The organism is Pseudomonas sp. JL27(2026) (genome assembly GCF_056933555.1).
Map to the genome: position 1 here is coordinate 1,784,350 of NZ_CM167794.1, position 17,843 is coordinate 1,802,192.

A 17,843-nucleotide genomic window follows, 5' to 3' on the forward strand; every position below is an offset into this window, starting at 1 on the left:
AATAACCTCATGGCACGTCGTCGCCAACCTGAAGAACACGTAAACCACGAACGCTGGCTGGTGTCCTACGCGGACTTCATCACACTGCTGTTTGCCTTCTTCGTGGTGATGTACTCGATCTCCTCGATCAACGAGGGCAAGTACAAGGTGATTTCCGAGGCGCTGATCGGCGTATTCACCGATTCGGACCGTGCCCTCAAGCCGATTCCGATCGGTGACGAGCGACCGAAGACCGTCACCCCGGCGCAGCCTCTGATCAAGGACAGCGACCAGGTCGACGCCGGCATCAGTCAGGCCAGCAAGGACCCGCTCAAAAGCATCGCCGATGACATCAGCGCAGCGTTTGGTGATCTGATCAGTTCCAACCAGATGACCATTCGCGGCAATGAACTGTGGGTCGAGATCGAATTGAACTCCAGCCTGCTGTTCGGCAGCGGCGACGCCATGCCGAGCGACATCGCGTTCAACATCATCGACAAGGTCGCGGCGATTCTGAAGCCGTTCGATAACCCGATCCACGTTGAAGGCTTCACGGACGACCAGCCGATCCGCACCGCGCAGTACCCGACCAACTGGGAGCTGTCTTCGGCGCGTTCGGCGAGCATCGTGCGCATGCTGGCCATGCAGGGTGTGAACCCTGGGCGGCTGGCCTCGGTGGGGTATGGCGAGTTCCAGCCGGTGGCCAATAACGCCACCGCCGAAGGTCGGGCGCGCAATCGCCGTGTGGTGTTGGTGGTGTCACGTAACCTCGATGTACGTCGCAGCCTGACTGGCACTGGCACCGCCCATGCGACGCCTGATGCGGCATTGAAGCGTGCTGGCACACAAACTGCACCGACGCCTGTCAAGTCGCCGGGACGCGAGAGTGCCGTCAATTCTCCGTCACCCGCTTTGTAACTCAGCTATTCCTCGGTCGGGCCTGCCCGACCGAGAGGAACAATTTGAATGAGAGTCTGGGCAGTTGCCAATCAAAAGGGTGGTGTTGGTAAAACCACTTCCTCCATCGCTTTAGCCGGGTTGCTGGCCGAGGCGGGCAAGCGCGTGGTTGTGGTCGACCTCGACCCCCACGGCTCCATGACCAGTTACTTCGGCTATGACCCTGACAGCCTGGAACACAGCTGCTATGACCTGTTCCTGCACAAGGGCACAGTGCCGCAAGGCCTGCCCGGCCAGCTGTTGATGCCCACCAGCGACGAACGTATTTCCCTTCTGCCATCGAGCACCGCGTTGGCCACCCTTGAGCGTCAGTCGCCTGGCCAGAGTGGGTTGGGGCTGGTGATCGCCAAGAGCCTGGCGCAGTTGTGGCAGGACTTCGATTACGCCGTGATCGATAGCCCGCCGTTGCTCGGCGTGTTGATGGTCAACGCCCTGGCGGCGAGCCAGCAGTTGGTGATCCCGGTGCAGACCGAACACCTGGCCGTCAAAGGCCTGGAGCGCATGGTCAACACCCTGGCGATGATCAACCGTTCGCGCAAACAGGCGCTGCCGTTCAGCATCGTGCCGACGCTGTTCGACCGCCGGACCCAGGCGTCCCTCGGGACGTTACGGGTGCTGCGCGACAAATTCCCCGACGATATCTGGCAGGGCTACATTCCGGTCGATACCCGTCTGCGCGACGCCAGCCGCGCCGGTCTGACGCCTTCACAGTTCGACGGCAAAAGCCGCGGCGTGCTGGCATATCGGGCCTTGCTCAAACACTTGCTGGCCCAGCAACTTGCTCCGCAGGTGGCTTGAGGTGAACCTCTACTCAAGCCAGCCGTCGATGCTGCCGATAACCTCTGTAGGCCATTGGGTTGAGGTTTATTCATGGGCATCCCTATGAACCGTCCTGTCGAGATCAAGACCCGGCCGCAACTGGCGCTGCAATCCTATCTGGATTCGCTGCTGCAAGAGGCGACCGAGGAACTGCCGGTCACGCTTGAAGCACTGCCCGAGGTGGTCGAGCCTGAAAGCACCCTGGATGAGTTCCAGGCGGCGGTCCTTGAAGAGCAGGCACGCGACGCACAAAAGCTGGCAGCCGTTGTTGCCCCGGTTGTGCCTGCACCTGCACCGGTGGTCGTGCCCGTGCTTGAGGTGCCTGCACCGGTCATGGCGCCTTCGCTGGTTGCGCCGTTGTTGCAGGCACTCGTGCCGCCGGTGGTTGAAGTTCATTTGCCGCCGAGCAACACACCGCCTCCCGTGGAGAGTGACGGGCGTCCGTCGTGGGCTGCCGAGCCGTTCGAATGCCTGCTGTTCGACGTGGCCGGGTTGACCCTGGCGGTGCCGCTGGTGTGCCTGGGTTCGATTTACTCGCTGGCCGGCCACGAGCTGACGCCGTTGTTCGGTCAGCCGGAATGGTTCCTCGGGATTTTGCCGAGCCAGGCCGGCAACCTGAAAGTGCTGGATACCGCACGCTGGGTCATGCCGGATCGTTACCGCGACGATTTCCGTCAGGGCTTGCAATACGTGATCTCGGTTCAGGGCTATGAGTGGGGGCTGGCGGTGCATCAGGTCAGCCGTTCATTGCGCCTGGACCCGAATGAAATCAAATGGCGCACCCATCGTGGGCAGCGTCCATGGCTGGCCGGTACGGTGATCGAGCACATGTGTGCGTTGCTCGACGTCTCCGCGCTGGCGGAACTGATTGCCAGTGGTGGCGCGAGGCACATGAGTGCGAACAAGCCGCCACACAAGCCTGCGTAACACATAAATACAGGGCCGCACGTGGGTGCGGCCAAACAGAACACACACCGCCAACTGCGGTTTTTCGAGGGGTCAGGGTATGAATGATAAGGCGTCGTCTGCAAAGGGTTCCGAAGATCCGATCCTGCAATGGGTAACCTTCAAGCTGGACAATGAAACCTACGGCATCAACGTGATGCGCGTTCAGGAAGTCCTGCGTTACACCGAAATCGCTCCGGTTCCGGGTGCGCCAAGCTATGTGCTGGGCATCATCAACCTGCGCGGCAACGTGGTGACCGTGATTGACACCCGCCAGCGTTTTGGCCTGGGTACGGTCGAAGTCAGCGACAACACCCGTATCGTCATCATTGAAGCCGACAAGCAAGTGGTCGGGATCATGGTCGACAGCGTGGCGGAAGTGGTTTATCTGCGTCAGTCGGAAATCGAAACCGCGCCAAACGTCGGTAACGAAGAGTCCGCCAAGTTCATCCAGGGCGTGTGCAACAAGAACAACGAGTTGCTGATCCTGGTCGAGCTGGACAAGATGATGAGCGAAGAAGAATGGTCGGAACTGGAGAGTATCTGATTGATGCTTGAGGTAGCTGTCATTGTCCTGTTCCTCTTTTGGGCGGGCACGCTGGCGATGTTCGTGGCGTACATCCGTGCCCAGCGGCAGATTGCTGCGCAACAGGCTCAGGGTGATGTGCTGCGCGACCAGCGCATCAAGGACCTGGGCAAGCGCGTCGACGATTACCAGAACGGCACGGTGCGCATGGGTGAAGACCTGCACGAGTTGCGCGCCGTCGTCGGACCCTTGCCGGACAAGCTTGCCCAACTGGAGCAGCGCGACCCGTCCAGCCTGTCATTCGCTCAGGCGGCTCGCCTGGTGGGGATGGGCGCAAGTGTTGACGAACTCACTCAGTCCTGCGGGTTGACCCAGGCCGAGGCCGAGTTGATGAGCAAGCTGCACAAGAGCTAAAAGCAACTGCGCGAGCCTGGCGACAGTTGAACAATTGTGGTGAGGGAGCTTGCTCCCGCTGGGCTGCGAAGCGGCCCTGAAACCTACAATTACATTCTTCCAGATAGATCCGTCATTTTTGCAACTGCTGCGCAGAGCGGGAGCAAGCTCCCTCGCCACATTGAGTTTGCAGCACCTGCTTGATCAGTAATCATCCCCGCGTTCTGTCACATCCTTCTCCACCATCACTGCCGCTGAATCGTGCCCCTCAGGAAACTTACCCTTGAGTTTCCACGCAAACGCAATGATCTCGGCAATCGTGCGGTACAACTCCTCGGGAATACTGTCCCCCAGTTCCATGCGCGCCAGCAGTTTCACCAGTTCGGCGTTCTCATAGATCGGCACTTCACATTCGCGAGCGATTTTCAGGATGGCTTCGGCCAGTTCGTCATCGCCTTTGGCGGTGAGGGTCGGCGCGTGTTGGCCGTCGTACTTGAGAGCGATGGCCTGGCGTGGCGGGTTGGCGTTGTTCATGCGGTTTCGTCGACCCAGCGTTGTTCGAGGCGGGTTTTTGGGCCTTGTGGCGGTGTGCCGAGGTGGCAGTCCAGGTCGCCGACGTTCAGGCCCGATGTGCGCAACTGCTCGCGTAATTCGTTCAAGTGACTGTCGATCAGGCTGGCGGTGTACGGGCGCTCGGCCCAGAGTTGGCCGCTGAGTTTGCCCTGAGCCAGTTGAGCCTGAACTTGCAGCGGGCCCAGCGGCTCCATATCGAACGCCAGCTCTACCCGCCACAGCCGCTCTTTGGGTTCGCGCTCGGCAGGTTTTTCGTCTTTTTGCTTCTCGGGGGCGTCTTCGCGCTGGAACTTGACCTGCAACGGCACCACGTCTTGCAGGTTGCGCATGGGGATTTCCAACTGCCAGGTGGTTTGCAGGCGACCGTCTTCGGTCATGCCGGTTTGCTCCAGGCTCGACAGCTGATGGCTTTGCAGGCGCGAAACGGCAGCGGCAGCCAAACGCAGCAAATGCTCCAGATCCCCTTCACCCTCCAGGCTCTGTAGCAACCGGGAGGGCAGGGGGAAGTTGCTCGGCTGCGGTTTGGCGCTGACCTGCCCGAGTGTGCCCAGGGCGCTGCGCACAAAACTCGGCAATGCCTGGGCCAGGGTGTTGGCGGCAATGGTGGCGTTGAAACTGCTGTTGGCCGGAAGGCCGGGTGCCAGTTGCGCGATCAAACGCAGCAAATTGCCTTTCATGTCGGGCGTGAGGGTTGGATTTTGTCCGGCCAGCAGTTTGTTTTCCAGAAACATCCCGCTGTTGGCCAGGGCCTGTGCCAGGCCCTTGGGGGTACTCAGTTGTTGCACGTCCGGCATGCCCGCCAGCAATTTGTCGACGGCGGCACGCAGGTCGGCGGTGTTGGTGTCGGACGGCGGCAGGTTTTGCAGGGCTTTGATCAAACCGTCCAATGAACCCTGACGGCTCTGTTGGGCAAGCAGTTGTTGGCTCACCGCCAGTTGTTCCTGACGGCTGGCCAGCGGTACAAAGCTCAGGGTTTGCGAACCCTGCACCAATGCACTGAGCAGGCTGCCGATGCGCAAGGGCTGCGGGCTGTCGATGCTCAGCGTGCTGCCACTCAGCGCGGTATTGAGCAGGCTCACCAGCGAGCGATAGACCGCCGGTTGTCCAGGCGTCTGCGGCAACAACTGGTGGGTCAGCACTTTGCCTTGCAATAGCGTACCCACCGGCAGTTGCGAGGTGTCGAGGCGGGTGAGGGTGGCGACATTGGCGGCGAGGGCCTGCTGCACGGTGATCGCCAGGTTGCCGGCCGACGGTTGGGTGATCGCCAGTTGCGCGCCCTGAGGCAGAGGCTGAGTGCTGGTGGCTTGCACGGTAGTCTGGCGGCCGCTGTCGAGGGTGACTTTCAACAGCAATTGAAAGGTCTGGTCGGTCTGCTTGAGTGACAGCACTTCGGCCTTGGCAGTCTGGCCGGGGCTGATCAGGCCTTCCATGGGGGACAGCAATTTGAGCAGCTCACCGCTGACCACCGCTGGCCGCGAGGGGGCCGTTGTGGGTTGGGGCAGCGGGAGGATGTTCATTTCGCCTGTCATCTGGGGTCACAACCTGAGGAAATTAGCCCTCTTGAGAGTAGGGCATCACATGTATAATGCCGCCCGTCTTTCGGGGAGTGGCGAAAACATTGCAAATGTTTGACGCAGCTCTCTAGAACAGGTCGTCAATGCATTTATTCTGCATCTCTTTAACGGCCGCTCCACTGCCGACTTGAACCGTATAGGCCCGTGAATCCCTTGACCAGCCCTCTTCTAGAAGCCGTAGCGCTTGCCTGTGAGCGAGACTGGCGGATGCTCTTCGAACACCTCGATTTGCGTCTGTCCGGCGGCGAGATGTTGCAGATCAGCGGCCCCAACGGCAGCGGCAAGACCAGCCTCCTGCGCTTGCTCGCCGGGCTGATGCAGCCGACCGCCGGGCAAGTCCTGCTCAACGGCCTGCCCTTGACCGGGCAACGTACGGAGCTGGCGCATAACCTGCTGTGGATCGGCCATGCCGCCGGGATCAAGGACCTGCTAACGCCAGAAGAGAACCTCAGCTGGCTGTGTGCCTTGCACCGGCCCGCCACGCACGAGGCCATCTGGCAAGCGCTGACGTCGGTCGGACTGCGCGGTTTTGAAGATGTTCCCTGCCACACCCTGTCCGCCGGTCAGCAACGGCGTGTGGCGCTGGCCCGCTTGTACCTGGACAGCCCGCCGTTGTGGATTCTCGACGAACCGTTCACGGCCCTCGACAAGCAGGGCGTCGCACAGCTTGAAGAACACCTGGCCGGGCATTGCGAGCGCGGCGGCATGGTGGTGTTGACCACGCACCACACCTTGACCCGGATGCCGGCCGGTTATCGCGACATCGATTTGGGGCGCTGGGCCGTATGAGTGTTTTTGGACTATTGGTCGCCCGAGAGGCGCGTTTGCTGTTTCGCCGACCGGCGGAGCTGGCGAACCCGCTGGTGTTCTTCGCAATTGTCGTTGCGCTCTTCCCTTTGGCGGTCGGACCCGAGACTCAATTGTTGCAAACCTTGTCTCCGGGGCTGGTCTGGGTAGCGGCGCTTTTGTCCGTCCTGCTCTCGCTGGACGGGCTTTTTCGCAGTGATTTCGAGGACGGTTCACTCGAACAGTGGGTCCTTTCGTCGCACCCCCTGGCACTTCTGGTTTTGGCCAAGGTACTGGCACACTGGGCGTTTTCCGGCCTGGCGCTGGTGTTGCTGGCGCCGTTACTGGCATTGATGCTCGGTTTGCCTGCCGCGTGTCTGCCGGTTCTGCTGTTGTCGTTGCTGCTGGGTACACCGGTATTGAGTTTGCTCGGGGCAGTGGGCGCGGCGCTGACGGTGGGGTTGAAGCGCGGCGGTCTGCTGCTGGCGCTGTTGATCCTTCCGCTGTACATCCCGGTGTTGATTCTCGGCAGTGGCGCGTTGCAGGCGGCATTGCAGGGCATGCCGGCGACCGGTTATCTGCTATGGCTTGGGAGCCTGACCGCCCTGGCGATAACCCTGACACCTTTTGCAATAGCCGCTGGCCTGAAGATTAGCGTCGGCGAATAATGAGGTCTGGTCAAAATCTGATCAGTAAAGACCCTGGCTTTTCGTGATAACGAAAAGCAACCGTGATGGAAACAGTAATGAACTGGACTTGGTTTCATAAGCTCGGCTCGCCTAAATGGTTTTACGGCATCAGCGGTAAACTCCTGCCCTGGCTGAGCGTCGCGGCGTTGCTGCTGATCAGTGTCGGCGTAGTCTGGGGCCTGGCTTTCGCGCCGCCGGACTACCAGCAAGGCAACAGCTTTCGCATCATCTACATCCATGTGCCCGCCGCCATGCTGGCGCAGTCCTGCTACGTGATGCTTGCTGTGTGCGGCATTGTCGGGCTGGTGTGGAAAATGAAGCTGGCTGACGTCGCGCTGCAATGCGCGGCGCCTATCGGTGCCTGGATGACCGCCGTGGCGCTGGTCACCGGGGCGATCTGGGGCAAGCCGACCTGGGGCTCGTGGTGGGTCTGGGACGCGCGCCTGACCTCAATGCTGATTCTGCTGTTTCTGTATTTCGGCCTGATTGCCCTGGGTAACGCCATCAGCAATCGCGACAGCGCGGCCAAGGCCTGCGCGGTGTTGGCGATTGTCGGCGTGATCAACATCCCGATCATCAAGTACTCGGTGGAGTGGTGGAACACCCTGCACCAGGGCGCGACCTTTACCCTCACCGAAAAACCGGCCATGCCCGCAGAAATGTGGCTGCCGTTGTTAGTGACGGTGCTGGGCTTCTATTGCTTCTTCGGCGCCGTGCTGTTGCTGCGCATGCGCCTCGAAGTGCTCAAGCGTGAAGCCCGCGCCAGTTGGGTGAAAGCCGAAGTTCAAAACAGCCTGGGGGTCGCCCGATGAGTTTCGCTTCGTTCGGCGATTTCCTTGCCATGGGCCATCATGGCCTTTATGTCTGGACGTCTTATGGCATCTGCCTGGCGGTACTGGCCTACAACGTGGCCGTGCCGATCCTGGCCCGCAAGCGTTATCTGCAACAAGAGGCGCGTCGTCTGCGCCGGGAGAACAGCAAGTGAATCCCCTGCGTAAAAAACGTCTGATCATCATTCTCGCGATTCTGATCGGGGTTGCCGCCGCCGTCGGCCTGGCCCTGAGTGCCTTGCAGCAGAACATCAATCTGTTTTACACCCCGACCCAGATAGCCAACGGCGAAGCCCCGCAAGACACGCGTATTCGCGCGGGCGGCATGGTCGAGGCCGGTTCGTTGCAGCGTTCCGGCGACTCGCTGGACGTGAAGTTCGTCGTCACTGACTTCAACAAATCCGTGACCATCACCTACCGCGGCATTCTCCCGGACCTGTTCCGTGAAGGGCAGGGCATCGTGGCGCTGGGCAAGCTCAATGCCCAGGGCGTGGTGGTGGCCGACGAAGTGCTGGCCAAGCACGACGAGAAGTACATGCCGCCGGAAGTCACCAAGGCGCTCAAGGACAGCGGTCAGTCCGCGCCGACACCCGCGAAGGAGGGTTGATTCATGACCGCAGGTATCTTCATACCCGAATTAGGCCACCTGGCGATGATCCTCGCCCTGTGTTTCTCTATCGTGCAGGCCATCGTGCCGTTGCTTGGTGCCTGGCGTGGTGACCGCATGTGGATGGGCCTGGCCCAGCCAGCGGCCTGGGGGCAGTTTGCCTTCCTGGCATTCGCCTTCGGTTGCTTGACTTACGCCTTCATGACTGACGATTTCTCCGTCGCCTATGTGGCCGGTAACTCCAACAGCGCGTTGCCGTGGTACTACAAGTTCAGTGCCGTGTGGGGCGCCCACGAAGGTTCCTTGCTGCTATGGGCGCTGATTCTGGGCGGCTGGACCTTTGCCGTGTCGGTATTCTCCCGGCAGTTGCCGCAGGTAATGCTGGCCCGCGTGCTGGCCGTGATGGGCATGATCAGCACCGGTTTCCTGCTGTTCCTGATCGTCACCTCGAACCCGTTCGCCCGTATCCTGCCGCAGATTCCAGCGGATGGCCGTGACCTCAACCCGTTGCTGCAAGACATCGGCCTGATCGTGCACCCGCCGATGCTCTACATGGGTTACGTCGGTTTCTCGGTTGCTTTTGCCTTCGCCATTGCGGCGTTGCTCGGCGGTCGTCTGGATGCGGCATGGGCACGCTGGTCGCGACCATGGACCATCGTTGCCTGGGCGTTCCTCGGTATTGGCATCACCCTCGGCTCCTGGTGGGCCTATTACGAACTCGGCTGGGGCGGCTGGTGGTTCTGGGACCCTGTGGAAAACGCCTCGTTTATGCCTTGGCTGGTGGGCACTGCGCTGATTCACTCGTTGGCGGTCACCGAAAAGCGCGGCGTGTTCAAAAGCTGGACCGTGTTGCTGGCTATCGCAGCCTTCTCGTTGAGCCTGCTGGGGACGTTCCTGGTGCGTTCCGGCGTGCTGACCTCGGTGCACGCGTTTGCCTCGGACCCCGAGCGTGGCGTGTTCATCCTGATGTTCCTGCTGTTCGTCGTCGGCGGTTCGCTGACGTTGTTCGCCTTGCGCGCGCCGGTGGTCAAGAGCCAGGTGGGCTTCAACCTCTGGTCGCGTGAAACCCTGTTGCTGGGCAACAACCTTGTGTTGGTGGTGGCCGCGTCGATGATTCTGCTCGGCACCTTGTATCCGCTGGTGCTCGATGCCCTGACCGGCGCCAAGTTGTCGGTCGGCCCGCCGTACTTCAACGCGTTGTTCATCCCCTTGATGGCGTTGTTGATGGTGGTGATGGCGGTCGGCGTGCTGGTGCGCTGGAAAGACACCCCGGTGAAATGGCTGGTGGGCATGCTGACCCCGGTGTTGCTGGGCAGCGCCGCATTGGCCGTGGTGGCTGGCATCGCTTATGGCGACTTCAACTGGGCGGTGTTGGCGACGTTCATGCTCGCCGCCTGGGTGTTGCTGGCCGGTGTGCGTGACATCCTCGACAAAATCCGCCACAAAGGCCTGATCAAAGGCCTGCCGAGCCTGACCCGCAGCTATTGGGGCATGCAGATCGCGCACTTTGGCATCGCCGTGTGCGCCTTGGGCGTGGTGCTTTCCAGTCAGAACAGCGCCGAGCGCGACTTGCGCCTGGCACCGGGCGAATCTATGGACCTGGCCGGTTATCACTTCATCTTCGAAGGCGCCAAGCACTTCGAAGGCCCGAACTTCACTTCCGACAAAGGCACGATCCGGGTGATCCGCAATGGCAAGGAAGTCTCGGTGCTGCACCCGGAAAAACGCCTGTACACCGTGCAGAACTCGGTCATGACCGAGGCCGGGATCGACGCCGGTTTCACCCGTGACATTTATGTGGCGCTGGGTGAGTCCCTGGGCGATGGTGCCTGGGCGGTGCGGGTTCACGTCAAACCGTTCGTGCGCTGGATCTGGTTCGGCGGCTTACTCACAGGTTTTGGTGGGTTGCTGGCGGCGATGGATCGGCGTTATCGGGTCAAGGTGAAAAGCCGCGTGCGTGAAGCACTGGGCATGACGGGAGCCACGGCATGAGACGTTGGTTGATGGTGTTGCCACTGGCGCTGTTTCTGGTGGTAGCCGTGTTTCTTTACCGGGGCCTGTACCTGGACCCGGCCGAGTTGCCTTCGGCGATGATCGGCAAGCCGTTCCCGGAGTTTTCCCTGCCGGCCGTGCAAGGTGACAAGACCCTGACCAAGGCTGATTTGCTGGGTAAACCGGCACTGGTCAACGTGTGGGGCACCTGGTGTATTTCCTGTCGGGTCGAGCACCCGGTGCTGAACAAACTGGCCCAGCAGGGTGTGGTGATTTATGGCGTCAACTATAAGGACGTCAATGCCGACGCCGTGAAGTGGCTGGCCGAGTTCCACAACCCGTATCTGCTGGATATGCGTGACGAGGAGGGCTCGCTGGGCCTGAACCTCGGCGTTTATGGTGCCCCGGAAACCTTCTTCATCGATGCCAAGGGCATTATTCGCGACAAATTCGTTGGCGTGATCGATGAACAGGTCTGGCGCGAACAACTGGCGGCCAAGTATCAGGCGCTGGTCGATGAGGCCAAGCCATGAAGCGCTGGATAGCCGCCGCTGTATTGGGCTTGAGCATGGCGGGCGTGGCCCACGCGGCCATCGACACCTATGAGTTTGCCAAAGAAGGCGATCGCGAGCGTTTTCACGAGCTGACCAAAGAGCTGCGTTGCCCCAAGTGCCAGAATCAGGACATCGCCGACTCCAACGCACCGATTGCCGCCGACCTGCGCAAAGAGATTTTCCGCATGCTCGGCGAGGGCAAGGACAATCAGCAGATCATCGACTTCATGGTCGACCGCTACGGTGATTTCGTGCGCTACAAACCGGCCCTGACCGGCAAGACCGCGCTGCTGTGGTTTGGCCCTGCGGGGTTGCTGCTGGGCGGGCTCACCGTGATTGTCGTGATCGTTCGTCGCCGTCGCGCCGAGCGCATTGCCGGCACCGACTCGCTTTCTGCCGAGGAGCGTCAGCGCCTCGACCACCTGTTGGATAACACCAAGAATGATTGATTTCTGGCTTGCTGCAGGTCTGCTTCTACTGGTTGCCCTGAGTTTTCTGCTGATCCCGGTTTTGCGTGGCCGTCGCGCCCAGCGTGAAGAGGATCGTACCGCGCTGAACGTGGCGCTTTATCAAGAGCGCGTGGCTGAGTTGCAATCGCAGCAGGCCGAAGGTGTACTCGATGCGACGCAAATGAACGCCGGCCGCGATGAAGCCGCGCGCGAATTGCTGGCCGACACCGAAGGCGCCGACACGGGCCGGGTGGCGCGTTTGGGCAAGCCATTGCCATTGCTGGCGGCCATCCTGGTGCCGGTGTTGGGCCTGGGCCTGTATTTGCATTTCGGTGCCAGCGACAAGGTCGAACTGACCCGTGAGTTCGCCCAGGCACCGCAGTCGATGGAAGAGATGACCCAGCGTCTGGAGCGTGCCGTCGCCGCTCAACCGGATTCCGCCGAAGGCCTGTACTTCCTCGGGCGCACCTACATGGCTCAGGATCGTCCGGCAGATGCCGCGAAGATCTTCGAGCGCACGGTTGCGCTGGCCGGTCGTCAGCCCGAGCTGCTCGGTCAATGGGCGCAGGCGCAGTACTTCGCCGACAACAAGAAGTGGTCGGACAAGGTTCAGGCCCTGACCGACGAGGCGCTCAAGGCCGATCCGAAGGAAGTCACCAGCCTTGGCCTGCTGGGCATCGCCGCGTTTGAAAGCGAGCGTTATCAGGACGCCATCGACTACTGGACCCGCCTGTTGGCGCAACTGCCGGCAGACGACAACTCCCGTGGCGCATTGCAGGGCGGCATTGCCCGGGCCAGCGAAAAACTGGAAGAGGGCGGCGCTAAAGTAGCCCAGGCACCGGTTACTGCGGCAAAATCCGCGGCGTTGATCAAAGTGACGGTCGACCTGGCCGCCGAAGTAAAAGCCAAGGTTCAGCCAGGTGACAGCGTGTTCATCTTTGCCCGCGCCGCTTCTGGCCCACCGGCGCCATTGGCCGCCAAACGCCTGACCGTTGCCGACTTGCCAGCGACCGTTGAGCTGGGAGATGCCGACGCGATGATGCCGCAGTTGAAACTGTCGAACTTCCCTGAAGTCCAACTGGTTGCGCGCATCTCCCGTGCCGGCCAACCGACTGCCGGCGAGTGGGTCGGTCGCAGCGAGCCTTTGGCCAGCAGCACCACCGCGCCGCAACAATTGACCATCGACAGTCCGGACAAATAACCAGGAAAACCGCTATGACCGCCATCGCTCGCATCACCCTGCTCAGTCTTGTCCTGGGGTTAAGCGCCTGCGCGGTCCAGCCCCCAACCCATCATCACCCGCAGTTACCACCGATTCCGCCCTCCGGGCCGAGCGTCAAGCCGGGGCCGTCCACCGCCCCCGGTAAACCGGTGACCCCGAACAAACCCGCCAAGCCACAGCCGCGCACCTCCGCGAGCTTCGCTCCGCCACCGGGTGGCAACAGCCATTGGGATGCCAGGCTTGGGGTCTACGTCCTCGACAACCAGACCAACACGTTCTACCGCCAGCGTACCTACTACCGGTGGAACAACGGCTGGAGCCGCTCTATCAGCCCGAATGGGCCGTGGGAAGAAACCGACATCCACGGTGTGCCATCGGGGTTGGGCCGCCAGTACGGTCAATAACGCGAACGGCGACCCAAGGGTCGCCGTTTTTTATGGGCGTTGATCGACACTGCCGGGCGTTTGTCCTTGATCGATTTCACACGCTGTAAAACAACCATACGTCACGCATCGACCTTCTGTACTTGAGTGAAGATAACTCCAGGGTTGCTATTAATAGCGCTGGTGCAAGGAGGCGGGTGGTGCAGGGACCGCTCATCGTGTTTGATGCCGGATTCACGTACACGCAATCCAATAGCGCGCCTATGCTTTGTGCACACTGTTGCGTGGTGCGCGCTCGGCACCTGTGAACCGTTTCTTACCGGAAGTCGATCCCATGAATGTGAGTGTCAGTCGTCTGTTACGTGGCTTGTGCGCCGTCACACTGGGCGGCCTGATGGTGGCTGTGTCCGCCCTGGCGCAGGATGCTCCTGGCATGCGCGTTGGCGTGCGTGGCGAAATCATTGCTGTTTCTGTCGATTCACTGACAGTGCATGCCAATAGCGGTGAAACCGTCACCGTTAATCTGACGGCGGACACTCAGGTCCGCGCCGTAACCCTGGCCAATATCGAAGACATCAAGCCCGGCAGCTATATTGGCTCGGCGGCGATTCCCCAGACGGATGGTTCCCTGAAGGCGCTGGAGGTTCACGTATTCCCCCCTCAAATGGCCGGCACTGGCGACGGTCATCGCCCCTTCGACCTGGTCAAGGGCAGCAGCATGACCAACGGCAGTGTCGGGGATCTGGTGGTCAGTAACGGCCGGATGCTGACCGTCAACTACAAGGGCGGCCAGCAGAAGATTCTGGTGCCCGAAGACGTGCCGATCGTCAACCTCACACCGGGCGACCGCAGCCTGCTCAAACCGGGCGTCAAGGTGGTGTTGTTCGCCACACAGGGCGCTGATGGCACGCTGACAGCGCAGTCGGTTTCGGCTGGCAAGGATGGTGTGACGCCGCCGATGTAGGCTGAATCACTGAGCACCCTGGGCGAATGGGCGGGCGGCTGGCCGTTATATTTCCCGGTGTTACCGTTGAGGTGTTTGGGTGGAACTTCGATCCGCGTTGGTTTAGGTTTTCCGGCCGTTCTGGAAAATCGGAAGTTCCTATGCAGAAGTCAGTTTTAAATCCACCCAGCGTGTTCAACGCGCTTCAGTACGGTTTCAGCCAGGCCGTTGAAGTGAGCGGTGGGCGTCGTTTATTGCTCTCCGGGCAGGTGGGGGTCGATGAGCATGAGCACACCGTTGCGCCGGGGTTGCGTGAGCAAACGGATAAGGCCTTCGACAACATCGAAAAGGTACTGGCCGAGGCGGGTGGGGAGCTGTCCCATGTGGTCATGATGCGGATCTACATTGCCGAGTCGGCCCGTGATCAACAGGAGCAGATCACTCAAGTGTTGCTGGAGCGTTTCCCGAGCAATCCACCGGCCTCTTCGTGGATCATCGTCAGCGGCCTGTCACTGCCGCAATGGTTGATCGAAATCGAGGTGGAGGCCGTGCTGCCTTAATCCTCCACTGTCAAAGCGATAAAAAAGCGACCTGCGAAGGTCGCTTTTTTCATGATGGGCTCAGTACTTACTGGCCGCTGTAGATCTGGTCGAAAACCCCGCCATCGTTGAAGTGGGTCTTCTGCACGGTGCGCCAGTCACCGAAGGTTTTTTCCACCGACAGGAAATCGACTTTCGGGAAGCGGTCGGTGTACTTGGCCAGTACCGCTGGGTCACGCGGACGCAGGTAGTTGGCGGCGGCGATTTCCTGGCCTTCAGGCGACCACAGGTACTTCAGGTATTCCTCGGCAGCCGCACGGGTACCTTTCTTGTCGACGACTTTATCGACCACGCTCACCGGCGGCTCGGCTTCGGCAGAGACGCTTGGGTAGATCACTTCGAACTGGTCGCGGCCGAACTCGCGGGCGATCATTTCGGCTTCGTTTTCGAAGGTCACCAACACGTCGCCGATCTGGTTGGTCATGAAGGTAGTGGTGGCGGCACGGCCACCGGTGTCGAGTACTGGGGCTTGTTTGAACAGTTTGCCGACGAAGTCCTTGGCTTTGTTCTCGTCACCGCCGTTTTTCAGCACGTAGCCCCAGGCTGAGAGGTAAGTGTAGCGGCCATTGCCCGAGGTTTTCGGGTTCGGCACGATCACTTGCACGCCGTCCTTGAGCAGGTCTGGCCAGTCTTTCAGGGCTTTCGGGTTGCCCTTGCGCACGATGAACACGGTTGCGGAGGTGAAGGGCGCGCTGTTGTTCGGCAGACGAGTCACCCAGTTGTCCGGAACCAGTTTGCCGTTGTCGGCCAGGGCGTTGATGTCGGTGGCCATGTTCATGGTAATGACGTCAGCCGGCAGGCCATCAATCACCGAACGCGCCTGTTTGCTGGAGCCGCCGAAGGACATTTGCAGGGTGATGTTTTCGTTGTGTTGCGCTTGCCAGTGTTTCTGGAAGGCAGTGTTGTAGTCCTTGTAGAAATCGCGCATCACGTCGTAGGACACGTTGAGCAGGGTCGGTGCGGCCTGAGCCACGCTCGCCAGGGCCAGGCCAGCGGCCAGAAGTGAGGCGCCAAAGATCTTTTTCACTGCACATTCCTTTTGTTCGAGAGAGTGAAGGCAATTTGCCGTCGACTATAGCCGGGGCTGCATATCTCTTTAAAGATTAAAAAGCTCTTTGCTTATTCTATTTTCTTGAACAGCGCATTGCCGCAGCGCGAGCAAAACGCCGCGCTGTGTTCATGGCTGTTCTTGCTGCACACCGGGCAATCATGTTGCAGCTGCTCGCCGCGCATGGCACTGGCCAGCTCGGCCGTGAAAATCCCGGTGGGCACCGCGATGATCGAGTAACCGGTGATCATTACCATTGAGGAGATGACTTGCCCCAGCGCAGTCTTGGGCACGATGTCGCCATAACCGACGGTGGTCAGGGTGACGATAGCCCAATAGATGCCCTTGGGAATGCTGGTGAAGCCATGCTCCGGGCCTTCGACCACGTACATCAGGGTGCCGAACACAATGACCAGCGTGCAGACGCTGAGCAGGAACACGAGGATTTTCTGTTTGCTGCCGCGCAGGGCATCGAGCAGGTAATGGGCCTGCTTCAGGTAGGGGCTGAGCTTGAGCACGCGGAAGATCCGCAGCATCCGGATGATCCGAATGATCAGCAGGTACTGCGCATCGCTGTAATACAGCGCGAGGACACCCGGCACGATGGCCAGCAGATCCACCAATCCATAGAAGCTGAAGGCGTAGCGCAGGGGTTTGGGCGAGCAGTACAGGCGCAGGATGTATTCGGCCAGAAAGATGACCGTGAAGCCCCATTCGATGTACGCCAACAGGCTGGCGTAGTTCTGATGAACGTCATCGATGCTGTCGAGAATCACCACCACCAGACTGGCCAGAATGATCAGTAGCAGGATGCTGTCGAAGCGCCGCCCGGCGACGGTGTCGGTCTGGAAAATCATCACGTACAGGCGGTGGCGCCACGTGTTGTTGCTGTCCATTGAGATTGCCTTGGCCATAAATCAGCGCAGCCTAGGGGGATTCTCCTTGATAGCGCAAGGCGCACGGTTGATAGCAGCCTGACGCAACACCCGTGTATCCGCTTGAACCAGCCAGCACGCGAGGATAAACGGCGCCGTCAGGGTTGCGAGTCCGAGGGTGGCGAAGCCGGGAGTGAGGACAATGGCCAGCATGATGCCCAGCAGCGGCAGCCACGGTTGTCGGCGTTGCTGGCTGAGCGCGAGGGCGACGAGTGCCGGGTTGTAGCTGTGCAGGCCAAGCAGGGCGCCAGACAGGTCGTTCATCCACACGGCGCAGGTCAGGCCGATGCCGGAACCCAGCAGCGCCCAGAGGGCGGCGCGACGATTGGCGAGCAACAAGCCGAGGGTGATCAGGAGGCCGGCCAGGGGATGGTCGAGAAACACGACCTGGCCAAGGCCTTTGAATGCAGCGGCGAGCAGGTTTAGCCCATCGAGCTCGGCCAGCGGCGCAGGTGATGAGTGCCTGGGCGTCGCGACGCTCAAGAGGAGCCAACCCAACCCGACGAAAGGCGCGGTGTAGGCGGGCAGGCATTGAAAGCCCCGAGCGCGCTTGAGCCATTGTTCGGTGAGGATCGTGCTCAGGCCAGCGCACGCGATGATCAGTGGTGGCAGCATGGCCGACCAGGGGAATTGCAGGCTGATCAACAGCCCGAGCAAGACCCCGTTGTAACTGTAGAGGCCGGCCTGACGATCTGCCTTGGCATAACCGCGACGTTGCGCGGTGAGCAACCCGGCGACGCCGCCCAGCAACGCACCGCCGAGCAACGCTGGCGCTGTAAACAAGATGGCTAACAGGCACAGAAGACCGCACAGCGGATGACGCTGGAGGTAAATCTGACTGAAACCGTTGAGCAGGGCCGTGGCCCAGTCGGGGCAGTGGGTGTTGAAATGGTTGGCCGGCATGATGGGGTCTGGAGGCAGAGGGAAATCAAAGCGCTTGCACAAACTCTGTGGCGAGGGAGCTTGCTCCCGCTGGGCCGTGAAGCGGCCCCGAATCCGGTGAATGCGGTTTCTCTGTGGAACCCGTCATGCCGAAAGAC

General features: G+C 60.7%; 22 protein-coding genes. 17 read left to right on the top strand and 5 right to left on the bottom strand.

Annotated features, from left to right (window positions below; all coding sequences use genetic code 11):
• The first annotated feature begins 9 nt into the window (after positions 1-9).
• The 5 genes from motD (at position 10) to AC1Z1G_RS08035 (ending at position 3,640) form a co-directional block, all read left to right on the top strand.
• A complete protein-coding gene (motD, locus tag AC1Z1G_RS08015; RefSeq protein ID WP_483626244.1) occupies positions 10-897 on the top strand; it encodes a flagellar motor protein MotD in 888 nt (295 codons plus the stop codon).
• 48 nt (positions 898-945) lie between these two features.
• Positions 946-1,734: a ParA family protein gene (locus tag AC1Z1G_RS08020; RefSeq protein WP_483626245.1), complete on the top strand. Its 789-nt coding sequence runs from the start codon at positions 946-948 to the stop codon at positions 1,732-1,734.
• An 84-nt stretch (positions 1,735-1,818) separates the two neighbouring features.
• Positions 1,819-2,682 carry a CheW domain-containing protein gene (locus tag AC1Z1G_RS08025; protein ID WP_483626246.1) on the top strand — a complete coding sequence of 288 codons (864 nt, stop codon included), beginning with the start codon at positions 1,819-1,821 and terminating at the stop codon, positions 2,680-2,682.
• Between the two features lie 79 nt (positions 2,683-2,761).
• Positions 2,762-3,247, top strand: a complete 486-nt coding sequence (locus AC1Z1G_RS08030) for a chemotaxis protein CheW (RefSeq protein ID WP_019692361.1) — start codon at positions 2,762-2,764, stop codon at positions 3,245-3,247.
• Positions 3,248-3,640: a DUF2802 domain-containing protein gene (locus AC1Z1G_RS08035; RefSeq protein ID WP_347904794.1), complete on the top strand. Its 393-nt coding sequence runs from the start codon at positions 3,248-3,250 to the stop codon at positions 3,638-3,640.
• 183 nt (positions 3,641-3,823) lie between these two features.
• On the opposite strand, the gene AC1Z1G_RS08040 is transcribed toward AC1Z1G_RS08035, so the two are convergent.
• Positions 3,824-4,153, bottom strand: a complete 330-nt coding sequence (locus tag AC1Z1G_RS08040; protein ID WP_483626248.1) for an EscU/YscU/HrcU family type III secretion system export apparatus switch protein — start codon at positions 4,151-4,153, stop codon at positions 3,824-3,826.
• Positions 4,150-5,721 carry a flagellar hook-length control protein FliK gene (fliK, locus tag AC1Z1G_RS08045; RefSeq protein WP_483626249.1) on the bottom strand — a complete coding sequence of 524 codons (1,572 nt, stop codon included), beginning with the start codon at positions 5,719-5,721 and terminating at the stop codon, positions 4,150-4,152. The genes AC1Z1G_RS08040 and fliK overlap by 4 nt, the downstream gene beginning before the upstream one ends.
• A gap of 198 nt (positions 5,722-5,919) precedes the next feature.
• Between fliK and ccmA the strand changes: the two genes are divergently transcribed.
• From ccmA to AC1Z1G_RS08105, 12 genes are all read left to right on the top strand, one after another.
• Positions 5,920-6,555: a cytochrome c biogenesis heme-transporting ATPase CcmA gene (ccmA, locus tag AC1Z1G_RS08050; RefSeq protein WP_483626251.1), complete on the top strand. Its 636-nt coding sequence runs from the start codon at positions 5,920-5,922 to the stop codon at positions 6,553-6,555.
• Positions 6,552-7,220, top strand: a complete 669-nt coding sequence (ccmB, locus tag AC1Z1G_RS08055) for a heme exporter protein CcmB (protein ID WP_483626253.1) — start codon at positions 6,552-6,554, stop codon at positions 7,218-7,220. The genes ccmA and ccmB overlap by 4 nt, the downstream gene beginning before the upstream one ends.
• A 77-nt stretch (positions 7,221-7,297) precedes the next feature.
• Positions 7,298-8,053 carry a heme ABC transporter permease gene (locus tag AC1Z1G_RS08060; RefSeq protein ID WP_483626254.1) on the top strand — a complete coding sequence of 252 codons (756 nt, stop codon included), beginning with the start codon at positions 7,298-7,300 and terminating at the stop codon, positions 8,051-8,053.
• A complete protein-coding gene (gene ccmD / locus AC1Z1G_RS08065; RefSeq protein WP_483626255.1) occupies positions 8,050-8,226 on the top strand; it encodes a heme exporter protein CcmD in 177 nt (58 codons plus the stop codon). Before AC1Z1G_RS08060 ends, ccmD begins: the two co-directional genes overlap by 4 nt.
• On the top strand, positions 8,223-8,678 hold the full coding sequence (ccmE, locus tag AC1Z1G_RS08070; protein ID WP_483626257.1) for a cytochrome c maturation protein CcmE: 456 nt from the start codon (positions 8,223-8,225) through the stop codon (positions 8,676-8,678). The genes ccmD and ccmE overlap by 4 nt, the downstream gene beginning before the upstream one ends.
• Before the next feature lie 3 nt (positions 8,679-8,681).
• Positions 8,682-10,670 carry a heme lyase CcmF/NrfE family subunit gene (locus AC1Z1G_RS08075; RefSeq protein WP_483626259.1) on the top strand — a complete coding sequence of 663 codons (1,989 nt, stop codon included), beginning with the start codon at positions 8,682-8,684 and terminating at the stop codon, positions 10,668-10,670.
• Positions 10,667-11,203, top strand: coding sequence for a DsbE family thiol:disulfide interchange protein (locus tag AC1Z1G_RS08080; protein ID WP_483626260.1), 537 nt, complete (start codon positions 10,667-10,669; stop codon positions 11,201-11,203). The genes AC1Z1G_RS08075 and AC1Z1G_RS08080 overlap by 4 nt, the downstream gene beginning before the upstream one ends.
• Positions 11,200-11,673 carry a cytochrome c-type biogenesis protein gene (locus tag AC1Z1G_RS08085; RefSeq protein WP_483626261.1) on the top strand — a complete coding sequence of 158 codons (474 nt, stop codon included), beginning with the start codon at positions 11,200-11,202 and terminating at the stop codon, positions 11,671-11,673. The genes AC1Z1G_RS08080 and AC1Z1G_RS08085 overlap by 4 nt, the downstream gene beginning before the upstream one ends.
• A complete protein-coding gene (ccmI, locus tag AC1Z1G_RS08090; protein WP_483626262.1) occupies positions 11,666-12,874 on the top strand; it encodes a c-type cytochrome biogenesis protein CcmI in 1,209 nt (402 codons plus the stop codon). The genes AC1Z1G_RS08085 and ccmI overlap by 8 nt, the downstream gene beginning before the upstream one ends.
• Positions 12,875-12,888: 14 nt before the next feature.
• A complete protein-coding gene (locus AC1Z1G_RS08095) occupies positions 12,889-13,299 on the top strand; it encodes a hypothetical protein (protein ID WP_483626263.1) in 411 nt (136 codons plus the stop codon).
• 313 nt (positions 13,300-13,612) lie between these two features.
• The gene (locus AC1Z1G_RS08100; protein ID WP_483626264.1) at positions 13,613-14,242 is read left to right on the top strand and encodes a hypothetical protein; all 630 of its coding nucleotides are present in this window, start codon (positions 13,613-13,615) and stop codon (positions 14,240-14,242) included.
• A gap of 140 nt (positions 14,243-14,382) precedes the next feature.
• Positions 14,383-14,781, top strand: a complete 399-nt coding sequence (locus AC1Z1G_RS08105) for a RidA family protein (protein ID WP_483626265.1) — start codon at positions 14,383-14,385, stop codon at positions 14,779-14,781.
• Positions 14,782-14,848: 67 nt separating this feature from the next.
• Here AC1Z1G_RS08105 and AC1Z1G_RS08110 read toward each other — a convergent pair whose 3' ends face one another.
• From AC1Z1G_RS08110 to AC1Z1G_RS08120, 3 genes are all read right to left on the bottom strand, one after another.
• Positions 14,849-15,847 carry a sulfate ABC transporter substrate-binding protein gene (locus AC1Z1G_RS08110; RefSeq protein ID WP_347904813.1) on the bottom strand — a complete coding sequence of 333 codons (999 nt, stop codon included), beginning with the start codon at positions 15,845-15,847 and terminating at the stop codon, positions 14,849-14,851.
• A 92-nt stretch (positions 15,848-15,939) separates the two neighbouring features.
• Positions 15,940-16,764 carry an ion transporter gene (locus AC1Z1G_RS08115; protein WP_483626267.1) on the bottom strand — a complete coding sequence of 275 codons (825 nt, stop codon included), beginning with the start codon at positions 16,762-16,764 and terminating at the stop codon, positions 15,940-15,942.
• Between the two features lie 21 nt (positions 16,765-16,785).
• Positions 16,786-17,706: an urea transporter gene (locus tag AC1Z1G_RS08120; protein WP_483626269.1), complete on the bottom strand. Its 921-nt coding sequence runs from the start codon at positions 17,704-17,706 to the stop codon at positions 16,786-16,788.
• Positions 17,707-17,843: the final 137 nt, after the last annotated feature.